The organism is Lentzea rhizosphaerae (assembly GCF_042649515.1).
Lineage (GTDB): Bacteria > Actinomycetota > Actinomycetes > Mycobacteriales > Pseudonocardiaceae > Lentzea > Lentzea aerocolonigenes.
Genome location: NZ_JBHRZI010000057.1, coordinates 411,475 through 425,055 on the forward strand (window position 1 = coordinate 411,475; position 13,581 = coordinate 425,055).

The 13,581-nt window shown below is 69.4% G+C and carries 15 protein-coding genes; 7 read left to right on the top strand and 8 right to left on the bottom strand.

Going from position 1 to position 13,581, the window contains the following annotated elements; genetic code table 11:
- Positions 1-92 precede the first annotated feature (92 nt).
- From nhaA to ACFOWZ_RS46540, 3 genes are read left to right on the top strand one after another with little or no spacing between them, the layout of a single operon-like run.
- Positions 93-1,289 carry a Na+/H+ antiporter NhaA gene (gene nhaA / locus ACFOWZ_RS46530; RefSeq protein WP_382380888.1) on the top strand — a complete coding sequence of 399 codons (1,197 nt, stop codon included), beginning with the start codon at positions 93-95 and terminating at the stop codon, positions 1,287-1,289.
- The gene (locus ACFOWZ_RS46535; RefSeq protein WP_030469444.1) at positions 1,286-1,726 is read left to right on the top strand and encodes a phage holin family protein; all 441 of its coding nucleotides are present in this window, start codon (positions 1,286-1,288) and stop codon (positions 1,724-1,726) included. Before nhaA ends, ACFOWZ_RS46535 begins: the two co-directional genes overlap by 4 nt.
- Positions 1,723-2,640, top strand: coding sequence for an alpha/beta fold hydrolase (locus tag ACFOWZ_RS46540; RefSeq protein ID WP_382381322.1), 918 nt, complete (start codon positions 1,723-1,725; stop codon positions 2,638-2,640). Before ACFOWZ_RS46535 ends, ACFOWZ_RS46540 begins: the two co-directional genes overlap by 4 nt.
- On the opposite strand, the gene ACFOWZ_RS46545 is transcribed toward ACFOWZ_RS46540, so the two are convergent.
- Positions 2,612-4,096 carry an FAD-dependent monooxygenase gene (locus tag ACFOWZ_RS46545; RefSeq protein ID WP_382380891.1) on the bottom strand — a complete coding sequence of 495 codons (1,485 nt, stop codon included), beginning with the start codon at positions 4,094-4,096 and terminating at the stop codon, positions 2,612-2,614. The two genes, ACFOWZ_RS46540 and ACFOWZ_RS46545, sit on opposite strands and share 29 nt — an antisense overlap.
- A gap of 69 nt (positions 4,097-4,165) precedes the next feature.
- On the opposite strand from ACFOWZ_RS46545, the gene ACFOWZ_RS46550 reads away from it, so the two are divergent.
- Positions 4,166-4,879, top strand: coding sequence for a TetR/AcrR family transcriptional regulator C-terminal domain-containing protein (locus tag ACFOWZ_RS46550; protein ID WP_382380893.1), 714 nt, complete (start codon positions 4,166-4,168; stop codon positions 4,877-4,879).
- On the opposite strand, the gene ACFOWZ_RS46555 is transcribed toward ACFOWZ_RS46550, so the two are convergent.
- Genes ACFOWZ_RS46555 through nth form a run of 4 tightly spaced genes read right to left on the bottom strand, consistent with a single transcriptional unit; the run spans position 4,842 to position 7,965 of the window.
- Positions 4,842-6,029 carry a MarP family serine protease gene (locus ACFOWZ_RS46555; RefSeq protein ID WP_382380895.1) on the bottom strand — a complete coding sequence of 396 codons (1,188 nt, stop codon included), beginning with the start codon at positions 6,027-6,029 and terminating at the stop codon, positions 4,842-4,844. The two genes, ACFOWZ_RS46550 and ACFOWZ_RS46555, sit on opposite strands and share 38 nt — an antisense overlap.
- A 15-nt stretch (positions 6,030-6,044) precedes the next feature.
- On the bottom strand, positions 6,045-6,704 hold the full coding sequence (locus ACFOWZ_RS46560) for an NUDIX hydrolase (protein WP_382380897.1): 660 nt from the start codon (positions 6,702-6,704) through the stop codon (positions 6,045-6,047).
- The gene (locus ACFOWZ_RS46565; RefSeq protein WP_382380899.1) at positions 6,701-7,261 is read right to left on the bottom strand and encodes a TlpA family protein disulfide reductase; all 561 of its coding nucleotides are present in this window, start codon (positions 7,259-7,261) and stop codon (positions 6,701-6,703) included. Before ACFOWZ_RS46565 ends, ACFOWZ_RS46560 begins: the two co-directional genes overlap by 4 nt.
- On the bottom strand, positions 7,258-7,965 hold the full coding sequence (nth, locus tag ACFOWZ_RS46570; protein ID WP_382381324.1) for an endonuclease III: 708 nt from the start codon (positions 7,963-7,965) through the stop codon (positions 7,258-7,260). Before nth ends, ACFOWZ_RS46565 begins: the two co-directional genes overlap by 4 nt.
- A 136-nt stretch (positions 7,966-8,101) precedes the next feature.
- Here nth and ACFOWZ_RS46575 point away from each other — a divergent pair, with 136 nt between their 5' ends.
- The 3 genes from ACFOWZ_RS46575 (at position 8,102) to ACFOWZ_RS46585 (ending at position 10,798) form a co-directional block, all read left to right on the top strand.
- Positions 8,102-8,341, top strand: a complete 240-nt coding sequence (locus tag ACFOWZ_RS46575; RefSeq protein WP_030469452.1) for a hypothetical protein — start codon at positions 8,102-8,104, stop codon at positions 8,339-8,341.
- A gap of 179 nt (positions 8,342-8,520) precedes the next feature.
- Positions 8,521-9,195, top strand: coding sequence for a Crp/Fnr family transcriptional regulator (locus ACFOWZ_RS46580; RefSeq protein WP_030469453.1), 675 nt, complete (start codon positions 8,521-8,523; stop codon positions 9,193-9,195).
- 349 nt (positions 9,196-9,544) lie between these two features.
- Positions 9,545-10,798, top strand: a complete 1,254-nt coding sequence (locus tag ACFOWZ_RS46585) for an MFS transporter (RefSeq protein WP_382380902.1) — start codon at positions 9,545-9,547, stop codon at positions 10,796-10,798.
- Positions 10,799-11,066: 268 nt separating this feature from the next.
- On the opposite strand, the gene dnaN is transcribed toward ACFOWZ_RS46585, so the two are convergent.
- From dnaN to ACFOWZ_RS46600, 3 genes are all read right to left on the bottom strand, one after another.
- Positions 11,067-12,158: a DNA polymerase III subunit beta gene (gene dnaN / locus ACFOWZ_RS46590; RefSeq protein ID WP_382380904.1), complete on the bottom strand. Its 1,092-nt coding sequence runs from the start codon at positions 12,156-12,158 to the stop codon at positions 11,067-11,069.
- Positions 12,159-12,292: 134 nt separating this feature from the next.
- Positions 12,293-13,183 (bottom strand): Gfo/Idh/MocA family protein, encoded by an 891-nt coding sequence (locus ACFOWZ_RS46595; protein WP_382380906.1) that lies wholly within the window; start codon positions 13,181-13,183, stop codon positions 12,293-12,295.
- Between the two features lie 14 nt (positions 13,184-13,197).
- Positions 13,198-13,554: a hypothetical protein gene (locus ACFOWZ_RS46600; RefSeq protein WP_382380907.1), complete on the bottom strand. Its 357-nt coding sequence runs from the start codon at positions 13,552-13,554 to the stop codon at positions 13,198-13,200.
- Between the last annotated feature and the right edge of the window lie 27 nt (positions 13,555-13,581).

Genomic DNA, 13,581 nt, shown 5'->3' on the forward strand with positions numbered 1-13,581 from the left:
GCAAACGTGACGGGCGTCCTCGGTGGAGGGCGCCCGTTCGCGTTAAGGTTGCATCAGGGTGAGCCGGGAAGTCTGGTCGGCACGAGGATTTCGTGTACCTGCTGACCGCCCCGGGAGCCCTTTTGTCGCGCAAGAAGGCCGTTGTCGCCGAGTTCGCCCGCTACCTCCGCACGGAAACCGTCGGTGGCACCGTGCTGCTCGGAGCGACGGCCATCGCGTTGATCTGGGCCAATTCACCGTTGTCCCCCGCCTACTTCGGGCTGCGGGACGTCCATGTTGGACCGCTGTCCGTCGGTGAGTGGGCCACGGACGGACTGCTCGCCCTCTTCTTCTTCGTGGCCGGTCTTGAGCTGAAGCGCGAACTCGTCGTCGGAGAGCTGTCGGAGTTCAAGGCCGCGATCCTGCCGGTGGCCGCGGCGATCGGCGGGATGATCGTGCCCGCGTTGATCGCGTTGTCGATCGGCTGGGGGCAGCCGGGGATCGAGAAGGCCTGGGCCATTCCGGTCGCGACGGACATCGCGTTCGCGCTGGGAGTGCTGGCGCTGACGGCGTCCGGGTTGCCGTCGAGCCTGCGGGTGTTCCTGCTCAGCCTGGCCGTCGTGGACGACCTCGGCGCGATCATCGTGATCGCGGTTCTGTTCACCGCGAAGTTCAACCTGCTCGCCGGCGGTGCCGTCGTGCTGCTGCTGGCGCTGTACTGGTTCCTGCAGCACAAGAGGGTCACCACGCCATTCGTGTACGTGCCGATCGCGCTCGGCACCTGGTGGTTCATGCACGAGTCGGGCATCCACGCGACGATCGCGGGTGTCGCGCTGGCGTTGCTCACGCGGGTGAAGCGCGACCCGTACGAGCAGGAGGCGCCGGCGGTGCGGCTCGAACACCGGCTCCAGCCGTGGTCGGCCGGGGTCGCGGTCCCGGTGTTCGCGCTGTTCGCGGCGGGTGTGCCGGTGGGGGCAGAGGCGATCGGGAAGCTCTTCGCGGACAAGATCGCGATCGGCGTGATCGTCGGGCTCGTGGTCGGTAAGGTGATCGGGATCGTCGGCGCCTCGGCTCTGGCGGTGTGGTTCAAGGCCGCCGTGTGGCCGTCGGGTGCGGGGCCGCGGGACATCGTCGCGGTGGCGGTGCTGGGCGGTGTCGGGTTCACGGTCAGCCTGTTGATCGCCGAGCTCTCCCTCGCCGAGCCCGAGACCGCGAAGGCGGCCGTGCTGCTCGCCTCGATGATCGCGTCGCTGCTCGCCGCGGTGTTGCTCATTCGTCGCAGCCGGGCTCATGGCACCATGTCCGAGTGACCACCAGGGAGCACATCGCGTCGATTCCGCTGACCGCAGACGACCCGGCGGCCGAGGCCTCGATCGGCGGGCTCGTCCGTGATGCGACCGCCCACGTGTCGACGCTCGTCAGAGCAGAGGTCGAGCTCGCCAAGGGCGAGATCGCGGCGTCGGTCAAGAAGGGCGTCAAGGGCAGCGTCTTCTTCATCGTCGCGCTGACGGTGCTGTGCTTCAGCCTGTTCTTCCTGTTCATGGCGCTCGGGTTCCTGATCTCGGAGATCTTCGGCTGGTGGTACTCGGTCGGCTTCGGGATCGTCTTCTTCCTGATGCTGCTGACCGCGGGCCTGTTCGGCCTGCTGGGCTGGCGCAAGGTGAAGAAGATCAAGGCGCCGGAGAAGTCGATCGCGGCCGCGAAGGACACCGTCGCGGCCCTCACGCGCAGGGGCGACGACAACTGAGCCGCAAACCCGACCCGTCGGTGGTGCGGGTCGCGGGTCCGTGGACGCACCGCGACGTCTCGGCCAACGGCATCCGCCTGCACGTCGCCGAGCTCGGCGAGGGCCCGCTCGTGCTGCTCCTGCACGGGTTCCCCGAGTTCTGGTGGTCGTGGCGGCACCAGCTGACCGCGCTCGCCGAGGCCGGCTACCGCGCGGTCGCGGTCGACCTGCGCGGCTACGGCGACTCGGACAAGCCACCGCGCGGCTACGACGGCTTCACGCTCTCCGGTGACGTCGCGGGCCTGATCAAGGCGCTCGGCGCCCCGCGTGCACACCTGGTGGGTCACGCGTGGGGCGGCGCCACGGCGTGGACGGTCGGTGCCATGCACCCGCGCGTGGTCTCGTCGATCTCGGTGCTGGCCGCACCGCACCCGCTCGTGACGCGCCGGGCGTTCCGCAGGCATCCCCGCGTGAACTCCCACGTGCTGCGCTTCCAGCTGCCGCTCTACCCGGAACGGTGGCTGACCAGCGAGAACGCGTTGCAGGTCGCCAAGCTGCTGTCCGCGTGGTCCGGTCCGAAGTGGCGTTCGGCGCCCGAGTTCGACGAGGTCATCCGCCGCTGCCGGCAGGCCATGACGGTGCCCGGCGTCGCCCACAGCGCGATGGAGTACTACCGCTGGGCGGTGCGCTCGCAACTGCGCAGCGACGGCCGCCGGTTCGCCGAGGCCGTCAACAAGCCGATGCAGGTGCCGGTGCTGCAGATCCACGGTGCGCTGGACCCGATCACGCTGGAGTCCTCGGCCCGCGACTCGCTGCCGTGGCTCGGGCCCTCCTCGGAGTTCCGGTACCTGCCGGAGGTGGGGCACTTCCCGAACCAGGAGGCACCCCACACCACCAGCAGGTTGATCACCGAGTTCCTGCAGAAGCTGAGCTGAACGCGGCCTCGAGCGCCGCCGCCGGGTCGTCCGGCAGGTCGACCGAGCGCCACGCGACGTGACCGTCCGGCCGCACCAGCGAGGCGCCCTTTTCGGACAGTCCGAAGACGTCCAGCTGCTCGATCCGTTCGTACCGGACGCCTGCCCGTGCAGCGGCTTCCTCCCACTGCGGGTGGTCCGCGACGAGCACCCAGCCGCGTCCGAACAGGTCCACAGTGGACCTGCCGGGCTCGATCCACACGTGTGGGGCCCGCGTGCCGGGCTGGCCGTTCCACAGCTCGGGGACCTGGGCCGGCGGCAGTTCCGGACCCGCGCCGAGCACCGCGTCCGAGCGGTAGAGGACGCCGTAGTGCATGGCGTTGTTGTCGATCAACGGCGCGTCCTCCGGCTCACCGTCGCGGTTGTGGCCGTCGTTGCGCGCGAAGATCTGCTGGTGGCACAGCAACGCGACCGGGCGCCGTTCCGCGTCGTAGGTGTCCAACAGGGACGGTCGTGACTCGCCGTTCAGCACGGCGGCGAGCTTCCACGCCAGGTTGTACACGTCCTCGATGCCGACGTTCGCGCCGAACCCGCCGCGGCTCGGCGGCAACGTGTGCGCGGAGTCGCCGGCCAGGAAGATCCGGCCGCGGGAGAACTCGTCCGCGACCGCCGCGGTGATCGTCCAGCGGCCGGTCGTGATGATCTCGACCTCCAGGTCGTCCCGGCCGATCGCCTGGAAGATCTTCTGCCGCAGCTCGGGCTCGTCGTACTCGCGGTCCTCGAGCATCAGGACCCAGCGGCCGTCGCCGTAGGTGGTCAGGAACCCCACCCCGTCCACCACGAACTGGCCGACGCCGTCCTTCAGGTACTCCTCCAGCGGCGCGCGGAACAGCACGCTGCGGGACGTGTGCATGTACCCGCGCCCGCTGCGGGTGATGCCGAGCGCCTCCCGGACCGGGCTCCGGTGGCCATCCGCCGCGATCAGGTAGTCGGCCCGGATCTCGTACGGTTCGCCGTCACCCTGCACGATCGCCGTGACGCCGTCGTCGTCCTGGGAGAACTCCAGCATCCGAGTGCTCATGCGGATGTCCGCGCCGAGTTCGCGGGCCTTGTCCCGCAGCATCGGCTCCATCCTGTCCTGGGCCAGCGCCACGCCCTTGCTGGGCGAGTACTCGACGTCCGACACCTCCGCGGGCGGCGACCAGAACGTCTCCTCGAACCGCTCCCCGACCAGGCTCGCGCACCGCACCCGCCGGATGCCGAAGCCCTTGGTCACCCTGCTCGGTGGCAGCTCGCCCTCCAGACCGACCGCCCTCAGCAGCTCACCGGTTCGCGCCGTGAAGCCGACCGCGCGCGGGTGCGGTGAGCTGCCCGGATGCTTCTCGACCAACGTCACGGGCACCCCGTGCCACGCGAGGAACAACGCGGCCGACGTCCCTGCGACCCCACTTCCGACCACCAACACCGAAGTCTTCATCTCATCCCCTCGATACACCGTATTTCTCAATACACTGTATCGCCGACAGACGCTGTATTGTCCACCTCGATGACGAACGAACTGGTGTGGGACCGCCCGGAGCCGCCGAGCAGGCCGTCACCGACCCCGTTGAGCAGGGAGCTGATCGTGCGCGCCGCGATCACGCTCGCCGACGGGGGCGGGCTCGACGAGGTGTCGTTGCGGAAGGTCGCCGCCGCGCTGAACGCGGGCCCGATGCGTCTCTACGGCTACATCGAGACCAAGGACGAGCTGCTCGACCTGATGGTCGACGAGGTCTACGGAGAGATCACGCCACCGGATCCGTCGGCGGACTGGCGGGCCGCGCTGCGGCACATCGCCCACGAGATCCGGGACGCGACGAAGCGGCACGAGTGGTTGATCGACCTGATCGGCGGCAGGCCGAACCGGGGCCCGAACTCACTCGCGTTCATGGAGAGCACGCTCGGCGCGGTCGGGTTCGAGACCATCGACGAGGTGATGAGCGCGGTCGCCGCGGTGATGGCGTACGTCCACGGAGCCGTGCGCAACGAGATCACCGAGATCCGCGCGGAACGGTCCAGCGGCCTGACCGAGGAGCAGTGGCAGCGGGCGTCCGGCCCGTACATCGAGCGGATGCTCGCCACGGGCCGGTACCCGACGCTGGCCAGGTTCATCTACGAGGGCAGTCACCCCGACCCGGTGCAGAGGTTCGACTCAGGCCTCGACTACCTGCTCGACGGCATCGCTACGAGGCACAGCCCTGCGTCGATGCCCGGCGGGTGAGGGTCGGCGCCTTCTGCACCATCTGCTGCACCTGCTGGGCGGTGAGCACGAAGCCGGTCTCCGGGTCGTCGACCGCGGCACCGAACACCACGCCCATCACCCGGCCGTTCGGGTCGACCAGCGGACCACCCGAGTTGCCGGATCGAACCTCGGCACGAACCGTGTAGACGTCACGCGTCACCGTCTGCGCGTCGTAGATGTCCGGACCGCGCAGCAGCGGGATCCGCTCACGCACGCGGGCGGGAGAAGACTTGTACGGGCCGTCCAGCGGGTAGCCGAGCACGATGCCGTCCTCGCCCGGCTGCACCTCGTCGGAACGGAACTGCAGCGGCGTGGCCTCCAGGTCCGGCACCGCGAGCACAGCGATGTCGACCCGCGGGTCGTAGGCCACCACGGTCGCGTCGAACTGGCCGCGGCCGACCTCGACCGTCACCTCGTTGGTGCCGGCGACGACGTGCGCGTTGGTCATGACGCGTTCCGGCGCGATGACGAAGCCTGTGCCTTCCAGCGCACGCGAGCACGACGGCGCACGGCCGCGGACCTTGAGGACCGAGGACTTCAGCTTGGTCGCAACCGGGGAGTTCGCGAGCTCGCTGTTCGGCGGCTCGACCGCCTTGAGCGGCGTCCGGTTGAACGGGTCCATCGCCTGCGGGAAGCCGGAGACGTCGAAGAGCTTCTGCAGATCGCCGGACAGCACGCGGGCGGCCTGCGGCATGGTCTCGTCGACCTTGCCGAGGATCACCGACTGCCTGAGCGACGACGTGAGGTCCGGCAGCCCGACGACCGAGGTCAGCGGGAGGGCGATCATCCACGCCACGACGAAGACGACGATGCCCTGCACGATCGCGCCCAGCGCGTTGTCCGCGCCGCGCAACGGCGACGCGTTGACCCGAGCCTTGATCGTCCTGCCGATGTAGACGCCGATCGTCTCGCCGAGCGCCACGAGCAGCACCACGATGCCGACCGCGAACACGACCTTGGTCACGACGTTCTCGAACTGGGACACCAGCAACGGTGCGATCTGCGTGCCGAGGATCAGGCCGACGAGCACACCGACGAACGCGGGCAGCGCGACGACCATGCCCTGCCTGGCCCCGGACACCGCGGCTATCGCGGCCAGGCCCAGCACCAGCAGGTCAACCCAGTTCAACCCAGAACCTCCGCCTCACTGTGTAGCGCGCAACGCTAGTTCAAGGTCACGCACATCGGTCGCATCCCACGGCTGTTCCCAGCCGCCGAGTGCGATCAGGCCGTTGATCAACCCCGCGGTGAAACCCCACACCAGCATGCCCGGCGCGGAGAAGGCCGCTCCGACGTAACCCGCAGGGTGACGCACCCGGAACCGGTTCGCAGGATCCGCGAGGTGCGCGACGGGCACCCGTGCGACGGCGGCGGTCTCCGCCGGGTCGACAGGTGCGACGGGGCTCGGCTGTTCCCAGTAGGCGAGCACGGGCGTGACCACGAACCCGGACACCGGCACGTACAGCTCCGGCAACAGGGCGAGCGGTCTCACTCCTGACTCAAGTACACCTGTCTCCTCGTAAGCCTCGCGTAATGCCGTGGCGACAGGCCCGTCGTCGGTCTCGTCGGCAGCCCCGCCGGGGAACGCGACCTGACCCGGATGCGAGCCCAGCGTGTCCGCACGGCGCAGCAGCAGCACGTCCGGACCGTGGTTCTCGTCCTCGCCGAACAACATCAGCACGGACGCCTTGCGGACCCCGTCCTCCGGCGCCCGCGGGACCCGCATGAACGTCCGCGCGTCGATCTGCTCGGTGGCCTTGGCCAGGCGCTGCATCCAGTCGGGTGGCTCGGTTGCCTCCGTCATCGCACCGCCTTCTCGACCTGCTCGGGCGTGCTGAAGTACAGCGGGTCCGTGATCAGCCGAGCTTGACCGTCCGCTGCTACGTAATACGTGGTGGGCAGCCTCATCGGCGCCTTCATCTGCTTGCGCAGCTCGTCAGCCCCGTCGAAGACCGACGGCAGCCGCACGCCGAGCCGCGCGAGCAGCTCCAGGCCGTCGGCTTCCCTGCTCTCCACGAGAACTGGGACGACCGGGACCGCACCTGGTTGCTTCGCATACGTTTCCAGCACCGGCAGCTCCTCCTGGCACGGCTGGCACCAGGTCGCCCAGAAGTTGATCAGGATCGGCCCCTTCAGCGCGAGGGCCGTCCGGGTGCCGTCGCCGAGGCACGTCACGTCGACGCCGCCCTCTCCTCCGGGCACGCACGGCCGCAGCTGGGCCTGCGCGCGCAACGCGGCCACGTCCTGCGCCGGGCGGTTCGACGTGGGCGGTTCCGGTGACCTGTCACGGGGCCACAGCGCCACGACACCCGCCACGCCGAGGACGAGCACGAGAATCAGCCAGCGGGTGCGGTTGTTCACCGAACCAGCTTCTCACCGGCCCGGACCCGTTCGGCGAGCTCGAGCAGGTGGGGCTTCTCGTCACCCTTCACGAGCTTGGCCGCCTTGACCGGATCCTCGGGGCCGAGGCCGTACGACGGGCAGTCCTTCATCAGCAGGCAGGCGCCGCACGCGGGCGTTTTGGCGTGGCAGACGCGGCGGCCGTGGAAGATGATCCAGTGCGAGGCCATCGTCCAGTCGCGCTTCTCGATGAGCTCGCCGATCGCGTGCTCGACCTTGACGGCGTCCTCGAGCTCGGTCCAGCCCCAGCGGCGGACGAGGCGGCCGAAGTGGGTGTCGACTGTGATGCCGGGCACATCGAACGCGTTGCCGAGAACCACGTTGGCGGTCTTGCGTCCTACACCGGGGAGCTTGACCAGCTGCTCCAAAGTGCCCGGAACCACACCGTCGTACTGCTCCACAAGAGCAGCACCGAGACCCATCAGAGACGTTGCCTTGTTCCGGTAGAAACCGGTCGGGCGGATCATCTCTTCGAGTTCGACCCTGTCGGCGCCGGCGTAGTCGGCGGCCGTCGGGTACTTCGCGAAGAGCGCGGGAGTGACCTCGTTGACCTTCTTGTCGGTGCACTGCGCGGACAGCACGACCGCCACGAGCAGCTCGAGCGGCGTCGTGAAGTCCAGCTCGCAGTGCGCGTCGGGGTATCCCTCGGCCAGCACGCGCACCATCCGGCGGGCCCTGCGGGTCAGGCCGAGTTTGGTTTCCGGTTTCTTGGTAGCGGGCACTGATTCAGCGTAGTCAACACGCCGGACCGACCCCCTAGACGCGTACTCGAATCCCACATGCGCCACACTGCGGAGCATCATGACTGCCTGGCTTGTGATCGTCGTCCCGATCGTGATCATGTTCTTCGCGCTCTTCATGGAGCGCGTCGAAGCGAAGCTCCGGCACGTTGCCGTGCAGGAGAACGAGGTCGAGGAGTTCCTGGAGTCCGCCCGGCCCGATGAGGTCAAGGCGCTCTACGGACACGGCATCGGTCGCGCACTGGAGTTGTTCCGCCTGCGTCGCCGCGGCCGCGGAGGTGCCCGCAAGCGCGTGCGCTGAATGGCGTAGACTGGCCCGTCGGGCTGGATCGAGTCAGTTGGGTTGTTCCTACTAAGACGGCGAGCCGAGCGGCGATCCACAACACAGCCCTTAGACTGCAACGCAGTGATCGGCGGCACGGCGCTGACTCCACCAAAGATGGTGGTAGGCGTGCCGTCGCGTCGATTAGGAGGGATGAGGTGGACGAGACCCTGGCGCGAGCGGGCATCTTCCAAGGGGTTGATCCGGCAGCCGCAGAGGCGCTGGCGCAGACCCTGGAGACGGTGGAGTTCCCGCGTGGCCACGTGATCTTCGCGGAGGGTGAGCCGGGCGATCGCCTGTACATCATCCAGTCCGGCAAGGTGAAGATCGGCCGCAAGTCGCCGGACGGCCGCGAGAACCTGTTGGGGATCTTCGGACCCTCCGACATGTTCGGTGAACTGTCCATTTTCGATCCCGGCCCCCGCACGTCGACTGCGACGACGGTGACCGAGGTGCGCGCGGTGTCCATGGACCGCCCCGCGCTCCGTCAGTGGATCACCAACCGGCCGGAGATCGCCGAGCAGTTGCTGAGGGCGCTCGCCCGCAGGCTGCGCCGGACGAACTCGATGCTGGCCGACCTGATCTTCACGGACGTGCCCGGCCGCGTGGCCAAGGCGTTGCTGCAGCTCGCACAGCGCTTCGGTTCGCAGGAAGCCGGTCTGCTCCGCGTCACGCACGACCTGACGCAGGAGGAGATCGCCCAGTTCGTCGGCGCGTCCCGCGAGACCGTGAACAAGGCGCTCGCCGACTTCGCGCACCGCGGCTGGCTGCGACTGGAAGGCAAGAGCGTGCTGATCCTGGACCCCGAGCGGCTGGCTCGCCGGGCCCGCTAGGTTCGGAAGCTCTTCCGAGAACGTCGAAAACACAAAGGACCGGGCGCCACCCCCGACGTGGCGCACCGGTCCTTTGTGTTGCACGGCCCATCCCCCGACGAACCGTGCCTTCCATCCCTCTGGCGCGCAGGCCCCGACCCTCAAGCCAGAGGTTGGTCTCGGTGGATGAGTCAACTTTCGCACGTCTCCACCCCGACCGCTCAAGCCCTTTCACCCTCAAGGACCTCGTCTGCGCCTGATTCGTTGCATGTTTCACCCGGTCATCCCATTGCCGTGACCAAATCGCAACCATCGTGACGCCGCGCACCCGATCTGGTACATCCGTACCAGGTTTGGCATACTGGTACACATGTCCCACTCCGCCCGTCTCTCCGACTACCGTGCTGCTCTGACGACCCCCGGCATGCGCGGCCCCGTGGTCGCGTCGCTGCTCGCCCGCCTGCCGATCGCGATGGTCGGCCTCTCGCTGCTGCTCTACGTCGAGCGCGCAACGGGCTCGTTCGCGGTCGCCGGCATGGTCTCGGCGGCGGCGTTGGTGGGCGTGGCTCTCGGCTCCGTCGTCCAGGGCCGCCTGATGGACCGCTTCGGCCCGACCCGCCCGCTCGTCTTCACGACCGGGTTGTTCGCCCTGTTCGTCACGGTCTCTGTGATCTCCGTCGAGGCTTCGGCCTCGGTGTTCACGCTGGTCCCGCTGGCCCTCGGCGTCGGAGCAACCGAGCCGATGGTGGGCTCGGCGTCCCGCGCGCTGTGGGAGCGGATGGTGCCCTCGGGCCCGACGCGGATGGCGGCCTACGCCTACGAGTCGATCAGCATGGAGGTCTTCTTCATCCTCGGACCGGGTCTCGCCGGCCTGCTGCTGGCGGCGCCGTGGGCGGGCACCGGTGTCGTGACCGGAGCCGTGCTGATGGTCGTGGGCGCGCTGTGGTTCGCGTTCAACCCCGTGGTGCGCGCCTGGGGCGCTGTTGTTGCAACGCCCCGGCCACTGCTGGGCGCGTTCGCCTACCCCGGCATGCGGACCGTCGCACTGGCGGCGCTGGGCTTCGGCGTGACGATCGGGTTCGTCGAGGTGGCCGTGCCGGCGTTCGCGAAGGCCGCGGGCCACGCCTCGATGGGTGGCCTGATGCTGTCGCTGTGGTCGATCAGCTCGGTGATCTTCGGCGTGCTCTACGGCATGCGCCCGTGGCCGCGCCCGATGCACCTGCGCCTGCCGGTGCTGCTGGGCGGGTTCGGGTTGCTGTCGCTGCTGCTGGCGATCCCTGCGTCTCTGGTGGGTCTCGGGCTGGCGCTGTTCGTGGTCGGCACGCTGATCACGCCGCAGTCGACCGCGCACTCCGCCGCGATCGAGCAGGTCACGCCGAACGGCATGGCCGCGGAGGCGTTCGGCTGGGTGATCACCTCGGTGACCGTCGGCCTCGCTATCGGCCAGGGCCTGTCCGGCCAGTTGATCGAGCACTTCGGCACGCGGCCGGCGTTCGTCGCGTCGGGCGTCGCGGGGCTGCTGATCGCGCTGGCGGTGTGGCTGCTGCGCGGCACCGTGCGGCGTGGGGTGCCGCGCTCCGAGTCGCTGCCGGCTCGGTCGGAGATGGAGCTCGCGGCTCGTTGAGTTGCAACGCAGGGCCCTTTCGCGCCGGGTGACGGTGCGGAGGGGCCCTGCGGGCGTTCTGGGACTCGGTTGGGCGGTGCGAACGGCCTTTCGGCTGAGATGGCGTAGAAGGTCCGGATGCCTGGTCGCCCTCGGCGTGCTTCGCGGCCCTCCAGGTCACGAAGCACGCGGGCACGACGCAGTAGGTCAGCCCGACACCGCCCCGGCACCCCAACCGACAGCAAGGGCCTGGAACGCCGTGCGCGCCACGCCCGTGCTCGCGGACCGCTCAGGCCACCGAGCGCATCGGCACGACCAGGTAGGTCAGCTCCACCCCGTCCTCGCCCGGCGTCGACGTCAGCACCGTCGAGCGGAGGCCGTCCTGGATCTTCAGCTCGATCCGGCGGCCCGCGAAGGCCTTCAGCGCGTCCGCGAGGTAGCGGGCTTGGAACGTCTTCGTCACGCGGTCGCCCTCGACCGTGGCCTTGACGAACTCCTCGGACTCGCCCTGTTGCGGGTCGCTGCCCTTGACTCGGACCTCGCTGTCCTCCACCTGGATGGTCACCGCCTGGTGCGGGCCGCCGTAGGGAGTTGCTCTGCGGACGGCGCGGGCCAACGCGTCCGCGTCCACGAGCACCGTGCTGTCGATGACTTCCTCCAGGAGTCGGCGCGCCCTGGCGTCCGGGAACGGAGCGGCCAGGAGTGCGGTGGAGATCGAGTTGTTGTGCCAGGAGAGGCCCAGGCGGTCTTCGTTCGCGTGCAGGGCGACCCTGCCCGCGGCCTGCCGGGCGGCTTCGGCGACGGGCTTCGCCGGGACCAACAGGTCCAGTTGACCTTCTTGTTCCCACGGCAGGGTCGCGTAGGCGATGCGGTAGCGGTCGGTGGCGATCACGTGCAGCTTCTGCTCGTCGGACTGGATGCGGATGCCGGTGAAGATCGGCAACGCGTCGTCCTTGCTCGCCGCGCCCGCCACCACGGCGATGGTCTTGAGCTTCTCGGCGTCGATGTGGCCCTGCCTCGGCGGCAGTTCCGGGACGCCGGGGTGGTTGTGCAGGTCGAGCAACGGGATCGCGAACCTCGAGCTCGGCGTGCGGACGGCCAGCCGCTGGCCCTCGACCTTCAGCCTCACCTGCGGGTCGTCGAGCGCCTGGAGGGTCGCGGCCAGCGGCTTCGCGGGCACGAGCACCTCGCCTTGGGTGTGGACGGTGGCGGGCACGGTCAGGCGCACCCCGTGCTCCTGGTCGCTGCCCGCGATCTCGACGTCCGTGCCGGCCTTCAGGCGAAGCCCAGCCAGCACCGGGTCGAGCACGCGCGTGGGCAGCAGCCGCGCCACCTCGGCGGCGGCGCCGGCGAGCTCGGCTGTCGTGGCGGTGAGGTCCATGCCGGGGACGTTAGCGACGACCCCTGACAATTTTGGATCGCCTCGACCCGAGGCAAGGTAGCCGGTGTGCACACGGAGCGGAAGCGTCTCGTCTCAGCGGGTGACGGACGGGTGCCCGCCGATCGGCCCAGCGGTCACGCCCCGGCCTTGCTCCGCGCCAGGTCGATGATCCGCTGCAGGTGCAGTCCGCGTCGCACGTCACACTCGTGCGCGGTGGTGCCGCTGTCCACCATCGCCACGAAGTCGTCGAGCAGGTTCGTGAAGCACTCCAGCGCGGGCGTGTCCCGGTTCGTCAGCGTGCGCGCGCCGTTCACCCCGAACACCGTGAAGTCCGCGAACGGCGGTTGCAGGGGCAGCGACAGGCACAGCGAGACCGTGCTCGTTGCGCCGCCGGCGTGCTGCAGGATCAGCTGCCACAGCCCCGTCGACGAGACGTTCGCCGCGATCACGTCGGTGATCTCGCCCAGTGCCGCGTCGAGCAGGTCCAACGCGTGCGGGCCCACGTCGTCCAGCGCGCCCTTGTCGTGGCGCCACGGGGAGTTCGAGAACGGGCCGTCCAGCAGCGCGCCCGAGATCCAGCGGCTGTCGGCGCCGGTCCAGCCGCCCGTGCGGTGCAGCTGGGCCAGCATCTCCTTGGTCTCCGGGGCGTACCGGCGGGTCAGCACGACCAGGGACGCGACGCCGGCCTCGGCAACCGCCGAAGCCAACGCGGAAGCCACCTCGACGGTTTCCGCGATCGGCTTCTCCAGCACCAGGTGCTTGCCCGCCCGTGCCGCCTCGATCGCCATCGGGCCCTGCACGCCCGGCGGCACGCAGAACGCCACGGCGTCCACTGTGGACAGCATCGAGGCGTAGTCCTCGAACGGCTCGGCGCCGTAGCGGCCGGCCAGTTCCGCGGCGGCTTCCGGGCGGCGCGCCCACACGCCGGTCAGCGCGGTTCCCGGGTGGTTCGCGATGCCGGGGGCGTGGATCATCTCCGCCCACGGTCCGGCGCCGACAAGTCCTACGCGCAGCTGTTCGTCCACTCGCACATCCTGCCTCAGGAGTAACTGGCCTCGGGGACGAAGATCTCGCCGCCGTTGCCGAACTTCAGGCGCATGCCGTCGCTCGTCGTCTCCCGCTTCGGGTCGTGGTCCCAGCCGGCGGGCACGGTGACGACGTGGCCGCGGTCCGGCGTCGGGCCGAGCCAGATCTCGTAGTAGGTGCCGCCAACGAGCCGTTCGACCTTCTTCACGTACACGCCAGGATCGGTGGACGTCGGGTCCACGCTGATCACGGTCGTGCGATCGGGAACGAACATCACCACGCCCGCCACCGCGGTCAGGCCGGTGCCCAGCACCGCGCCGAGCAGGAACAACAGGATCTGCACCAGACAACCGGAGACCTTCGTCGCCATCACACCATCCTCGGGTAAGCGCGGTCG

Coding starts and splice junctions, on each gene's coding strand:
- ACFOWZ_RS46545 (WP_382380891.1), bottom strand. CDS start 4,096: ATGAAGACTTCGGTGTTGGTGGTCGGAAGTGGGGTCGCAGGGACGTCG.
- ACFOWZ_RS46550 (WP_382380893.1), top strand. CDS start 4,166: ATGACGAACGAACTGGTGTGGGACCGCCCGGAGCCGCCGAGCAGGCCG.
- ACFOWZ_RS46560 (WP_382380897.1), bottom strand. CDS start 6,704: ATGACGGAGGCAACCGAGCCACCCGACTGGATGCAGCGCCTGGCCAAG.
- nth (WP_382381324.1), bottom strand. CDS start 7,965: ATGGTGCGCGTGCTGGCCGAGGGATACCCCGACGCGCACTGCGAGCTG.
- ACFOWZ_RS46575 (WP_030469452.1), top strand. CDS start 8,102: ATGACTGCCTGGCTTGTGATCGTCGTCCCGATCGTGATCATGTTCTTC.
- ACFOWZ_RS46585 (WP_382380902.1), top strand. CDS start 9,545: ATGTCCCACTCCGCCCGTCTCTCCGACTACCGTGCTGCTCTGACGACC.
- dnaN (WP_382380904.1), bottom strand. CDS start 12,158: ATGGACCTCACCGCCACGACAGCCGAGCTCGCCGGCGCCGCCGCCGAG.
- ACFOWZ_RS46600 (WP_382380907.1), bottom strand. CDS start 13,554: ATGGCGACGAAGGTCTCCGGTTGTCTGGTGCAGATCCTGTTGTTCCTG.